Source organism: Kitasatospora sp. NPDC059803, assembly GCF_042732255.1.
Taxonomy (GTDB): Bacteria; Actinomycetota; Actinomycetes; order Streptomycetales; family Streptomycetaceae; genus Kitasatospora.
In genome coordinates this window covers 1-5,817 of the sequence record NZ_JBHWIJ010000412.1, presented here as the reverse complement: position 1 = coordinate 5,817, position 5,817 = coordinate 1, and the positions used below count along the sequence as shown (strand labels likewise).

5 protein-coding genes are annotated in these 5,817 nt (G+C 73.5%); 3 read left to right on the top strand and 2 right to left on the bottom strand.

Annotated features, from left to right (window positions below):
- Positions 1–179 (bottom strand): acyl-CoA carboxylase epsilon subunit (locus tag ACFV6I_RS36885; protein WP_380430392.1); only part of this gene is annotated, 179 nt, incomplete at its 3' end.
- Between the two features lie 24 nt (positions 180–203).
- Entirely contained in the window at positions 204–1,793 is a 1,590-nt protein-coding gene (locus tag ACFV6I_RS36880) for an acyl-CoA carboxylase subunit beta (protein WP_063349084.1), read from the bottom strand.
- Between the two features lie 241 nt (positions 1,794–2,034).
- On the opposite strand from ACFV6I_RS36880, the gene ACFV6I_RS36875 reads away from it, so the two are divergent.
- From ACFV6I_RS36875 to ACFV6I_RS36865, 3 genes are all read left to right on the top strand, one after another.
- A complete protein-coding gene (locus ACFV6I_RS36875) occupies positions 2,035–2,928 on the top strand; it encodes a biotin--[acetyl-CoA-carboxylase] ligase (protein WP_063351348.1) in 894 nt (297 codons plus the stop codon).
- 169 nt (positions 2,929–3,097) lie between these two features.
- On the top strand, positions 3,098–4,222 hold the full coding sequence (locus tag ACFV6I_RS36870) for an adenylate/guanylate cyclase domain-containing protein (RefSeq protein ID WP_063349085.1): 1,125 nt from the start codon (positions 3,098–3,100) through the stop codon (positions 4,220–4,222).
- 446 nt (positions 4,223–4,668) lie between these two features.
- The coding region (locus tag ACFV6I_RS36865; protein ID WP_380430389.1) for a diguanylate cyclase domain-containing protein at positions 4,669–5,817 on the top strand (1,149 nt) is incomplete at its 3' end.

The following is a 5,817-nucleotide window of genomic DNA, read 5'->3' as shown; positions in this document are numbered from 1 at the left end:
TGGACGGCCTGGCGGACCCGGCGGTACCGGTCGTTCCAGGGGGCGGCCGGGCCGGCACCGGCCCGGCGCGCCGCCTCGGCGGCTGCCTGCGCGGCGGCGGCCCGGGCCTGGACCACCGCCAGGACGGCGGCGAGCTCCTCGGGGGTCGGCTGCCCGTGCAGCACGTGGATCGGTGCCATGGCTCATTCTCTCCCGACGAGGGCCTACAGGGGGATGTTGCCGTGCTTCTTCGGCGGCAGCACCTCGCGCTTGCCGCGCAGCGCCCGCAGACCCCGGACGATGTGCCGGCGGGTCTCGCTCGGCGGGATCACCGCGTCCACGTAGCCGCGCTCGGCCGCCAGGTACGGGTTCAGCAGGGTGTCCTCGTACGAGGCGATCAGCTCGGCCCGCTTCTGCTCGGCACCGCCCGCCGCCTCGGCCTCGGCGATCTCCCGCCGGTGCAGGATGTTGACCGCGCCCTGCGCGCCCATCACCGCGATCTGCGCGGTCGGCCAGGCCAGGTTGAGGTCGGCACCCAGGTGCTTGGAGCCCATGACGTCGTACGCGCCGCCGAAGGCCTTGCGGGTGATCACGGTGATCAGCGGGACGGTCGCCTCGGCGTAGGCGTAGATCAGCTTGGCGCCGCGGCGGATGATGCCGTCCCACTCCTGCTCGGTGCCGGGCAGGAAGCCGGGCACGTCGACGAAGGTCAGCACCGGGATGTTGAAGGAGTCGCAGGTCCGGATGAAGCGGGCGGCCTTCTCGCTGGCGTTGATGTCCAGGCAGCCGGCCAGGTCCATCGGCTGGTTGCCGACGATGCCGACGGACTGGCCCTCGACCCGGCCGAAGCCGGTGATGATGTTGCCCGCGTACAGCGGCTGGGTCTCCAGGAACTCGCCGTCGTCGACGATGTGCTCGATCACCTTGCGCATGTCGTACGGCTGGTTCGCCGAGTCCGGCACGATGGTGTCGAGTTCGAGGTCCTCGTCGGTGACGGTGAGGTCCGCCTGCTCGGGGTAGGACGGCGGGTCCGACAGGTTGTTGGAGGGCAGGTACGAGAGCAGGCTCTTGACGTACTCGACGGCCTCCTTCTCGTCGGTGGCCAGGTAGTGCGCGTTGCCGGACTTGCTGTTGTGGGTGCGGGCGCCGCCCAGCTCCTCCATGCCGACGTCCTCGCCGGTCACGGTCTTGATCACGTCCGGGCCGGTGATGAACATGTGCGAGGTCCGGTCGGCCATCACCACGAAGTCGGTGATCGCGGGGGAGTACACCGCGCCGCCCGCGCAGGGGCCCATGATCAGCGAGATCTGCGGGATCACGCCCGAGGCGTGCACGTTGCGGCGGAAGATCTCGCCGTACAGGCCGAGCGAGACCACGCCCTCCTGGATCCGGGCGCCGCCGGAGTCGTTGATGCCGATGACCGGGCAGCCGGTCTTCAGCGCGAAGTCCATCACCTTGACGATCTTCTCGCCGAACACCTCGCCCAGGGAGCCGCCGAACACGGTGAAGTCCTGGGCGAAGACGGCGACCTGACGGCCGTCCACGGTGCCGTAGCCGGTCACCACGCCGTCGCCGTACGGGCGGTTCCGCTCCTGCCCGAAGTTCGTCGAGCGGTGCCGGGCGAACTCGTCGAACTCGACGAAGGAGCCCTCGTCCAGCAGCTCCGCGACCCGCTCGCGGGCCGTCAGCTTGCCCTTGGCGTGCTGCTTCTCCACGGCCGCGGCGGAGCCGGAGTGCACCGCCTCGTCGAGCCTGCGCCGCAGGTCGGCGAGCTTGCCGGCGGTGGTGTGGGGGTCGTACGGCGCCTCGGTCATCCGGTGGCTCTCCCTGATCCATGGGCCGCGACCTGTTCGAGTGCGCGCGGGCCGGAGTGGGGGCCCGCGCATGAGGGCAGGGCGGCGCTGCGAACTACCGTTGGGTAGCGTAGCCAGCGCACCGGCCCGGACGTCATGTCCTGGCGTTATGGCCATCGACACAGTGTGTCAACGCGCGTTCTGCGGGACGATGGGGCGGCCTACGCCCCATGCGACCGGACAGGACCTAGTGTTCTGGACCATGACCGCACCCGACTCCCCCCGCCGCAGTGGACTGCGCGGTTTCGGCCACGCCGGGCCGTCGCCGTGGACCGACCTGGACCGCCCGCCGCTGGACGAGGCCGCGCTGCGCCGCGACCTGCTGGTCCCGGACGGGCTCTGGACCTCGGTGGACGTCGTCGCCGAGACCGGCTCCACCAACAACGACCTCGCCGCCCGCGCCCGGGCCGGCGCCCCGCAGGGCGCGGTGCTGGTCGCCGAGGTGCAGAACGCCGGGCGCGGCCGGCTGGAACGCCAGTGGAGCGCCCCGGCCCGTTCCGGGCTGTTCCTGTCCGTCCTGCTGCGCCCCGAGGAGGTACCGGTCGAGCGCTACGGCTGGCTGCCGATCCTGGTCGGGGTGGCCACCGCCAGCACGCTGAGCCGGGTCGCCGGGGTCGAGGTCGGGCTGAAGTGGCCCAACGACCTCCAGGTGGAGATCGACGGCGCGGAGCGCAAGCTCGGCGGCATCCTCACCGAGCTGAGCGGCGGCGCCGTGGTCGCCGGCCTCGGCATCAACGTCTCGCTGCGCGAGCCCGAGCTGCCCGTCCCCACCGCGGCCTCGCTCGCGCTGGCCGGCGCCGAGGTCACCGACCGGTCCACCCTGCTGCGCGCCCTGCTGCGCGAGTTCGCCGGGCTGTACCGCACCTGGACGGCCGCCGCCGGCGACCCGCACACCAGCGAGCTGCTCCGCGCCTACGCGGACCGCTGCACCACGCTCGGCCGCCAGGTGAAGGTGCACCTGCCGGGCGACCGGGAGCTGGTCGGCGAGGCGGTGGCGATCGACGGCGACGGCCGCCTGGTGGTCCGCACCCCCGACGGCGCACGCCGGGCGGTCGGCGCGGGGGACGTCGTCCACGTGCGCCCCGAGCCCCGCTGAACGGCACTCTTCACCTCTCCTTGACCCGGGCTGATGCCCCGGATCACGCGATTCCGTGCGAACATTCCACCTGGCAGCGGTGTGAGGCGCGCCACTGCCCGCCGGGTGGCGGGCGCGCCCGGACAGGCAGGACACGAGGCAAGTGCGGCGACCGCACGGGGACGGACCGGTGGCAGAGGACGGCAGCAGCGGCGCGACATCGGGGACCCACGACCCCACGGTCGCGCTCGAACTGGAACGCCTGATCCTGGACGCGCCACGCCGCTACACCCCGTACCAGGCCGCGCGGGCCGCAGACGTCCCGATGGAGCTGGCGACCCGCTTCTGGCGGGCCATGGGCTTCCCCGACATCGGCCAGTCCCGGGCCCTCACCGACGGCGACGTGATCGCCCTGCGCCGGCTCGCCGGCCTGGTCGAGTCCGGCCTGCTCAGCGAGTCGATGGCGATCCAGGTGGCCCGCTCCACCGGCCAGACCACCGCCCGGCTGGCCGGCTGGCAGATGGACACCTTCCTGGAGAACCTCACCCAGGCCGTCGAACCCGGCCTGACCCGCGCCGACGTCGCCTACCCGCTGGTCGAGCTGCTGCTGCCGGAGCTGGAGCAGTTCCTGGTGTACGTCTGGCGCCGCCAGCTCGCCGCCGTCACCGGCCGGGTGGTCCAGGCCGCCGAGGACAACGAGATCACCAGCGGCCGCCTCGCCGTGGGCTTCGCCGACCTGGTCGGCTTCACCCGGCTGTCGCGGCGGCTGGAGGAGGAGGAGCTCGGCGAACTCGTCGAGACCTTCGAGAACACCTGTTCGGACCTGATCGCCGGGCAGGGCGGCCGGGTCATCAAGACCCTCGGCGACGAGATCCTCTACGTCTCCGAGGACCCGGTCACCGCCGCCGAGATCGCGCTCAGCCTGATCGAGGCCCTCGCCGAGGACGAGAGCATCCCCGCGCTGCGGGTCGGCATGGCCTTCGGCACGGTCACCTCGCGGATGGGCGACGTCTTCGGCACCACCGTGAACCTGGCCAGCCGGCTCACCTCGATCGCACCCAAGGACGCGGTGCTGATCGACGGCGAGTTCGCCGCCGCGCTGGAGCAGTACGGCAGCGTGGCCCCGCCGGACGCGGACGGCCCCGGCCTCGCCGAGGCGCTGTCGGCCGCCGCCGGGATGCCCGCCTCGGGCCTGCCGGTGCCGGGCCTGGACGCCGGGCACCGGTTCCACCTGCAGCCGATGTGGCGCCGGCCGGTGCGCGGGCTCGGGCTGGTCGAGCCGTGGCTGCTGTCGCGGCGGCTGAAGCCGGAGTAGGACTCCGCCCCTGCCCCTCCCGGGCCCTTCTCACGCCTCTCCCGGACTCTTCCCGGTCTCTTCCGGGCCCCTTCCGGTCTTCTCCTGTGCCCTTCCCGGCTTTTCCCGGGCCTTTCCGGCCTTCCCCGGCCTTTTCCAGGACGTGGCCCCGGGCCGGTCCCGATGCTTGGGGTGCCGAACGGTTGAAACCCGTACGGCCGGTTGCGGGTCCGCCCCGGCAAACGGGGCATAACCGAACGAAACCGCCATAGTCTTGGTGAAAGCGGCCGGGTGGGTGCGGCCGCCGTCGGGGGTCCGGCAGGACCGAGCACAGGGAGCGAGGCGAGCCGGTGAGCAGTGAGGCGATCATGACGGACCGCGGCTGCGACTGCGACTGCGGCGGCCCGCAGCCGGCCGGCCAACTGCCCGACCTGCGGCTGCAGTCCGTGGTCGAGCTGGCCCAGGACATGGCCGGCGCGCTCACCCCGCTGGAGGCCGTCCGGGCCGCCGCCGCCCGCGCCACCGAGGCGCTCGGGGCGACCATGGCGGCCGTCTCCGTCTGGGACCGTGAATCCGGCCGGCTCCGGGTCCTGGTCAACCACGGGGAGCTCGCGCCCGGCGAGGAGGAACTGCCCGAGGACGAGTCCTACCCCGTCGCCGACTTCCCCGAGATCGTCACCTATCTGGAGGAGCGCTGGACCACCGGGCGCCTCCCGCGGGCCTGGCTGCAGACCGCCGAGAACGCCGAACCGCACGCCGGGCACGCCCACCCCACCGCCGGCGCGTACTGCCAGGAACGCGCCGCGGCGCTGCGCCGGCGCGGCCGCGCCTGCTGCGTGGTCGCCCCGATCGTCCTGCACGGGCAGGCCTGGGGCGAGCTGTACCTGGCCCGCAGCGTCGGCAAGCCCGAGTTCTCCGCCGCCGACGCCGACTACGCGACCCTGCTCGCGGCCCAGATCTCGGCCGGCCTCGCCCAGACCGAACGCCTCGCCGACCTGCGCAAACTCGCCTTCTCCGACCCGCTCACCGGCCTCGCCAACCGGCGCGCCGTCGACACCCGGCTGGAGAGTGCCCTGACGGCGCACAACCGGGACAACACCGTGGTCTCGCTCGTCGTCTGCGACGTCAACGGCCTCAAGCGGGTCAACGACCAGCTCGGCCACGAAATGGGCGACCGGCTGCTCGAACGGTTCGCCCACCAGCTCTCGGTCGCCGCGGCCAAACTCCCCGGCAGCCTCGCCGCCCGCCTCGGCGGCGACGAGTTCTGCCTGCTCGCCGAAGGGCAGAAGGCCGACGAGGTCGTCGCCGTCGCCGAGGAGCTCTGCGCCCGGGCCCTCGCCCTGTCCGAGGGCGAGGGCGTCGCCTGCGGTGTCGCCTCCACCGGCGACTCCATCGGCCCGGTCACCACCCCCGACCGGCTCTTCCGGCTCGCCGACGCCGCCCAGTACCGGGCCAAGGCCGCCCGCGCCGCCCACCCCGTCGTCGCCGGGCGCAGCCACGGTCCCGGCTTCTCGCCCGACCCCACCGTGCTGCTCGCCGACGCCGCCGACCCGCACCACCGGGCCGACGGACGCGGCGCGCGGCGGCCCCCCCCCGGCGGGGGGGGGGGCGCGGGC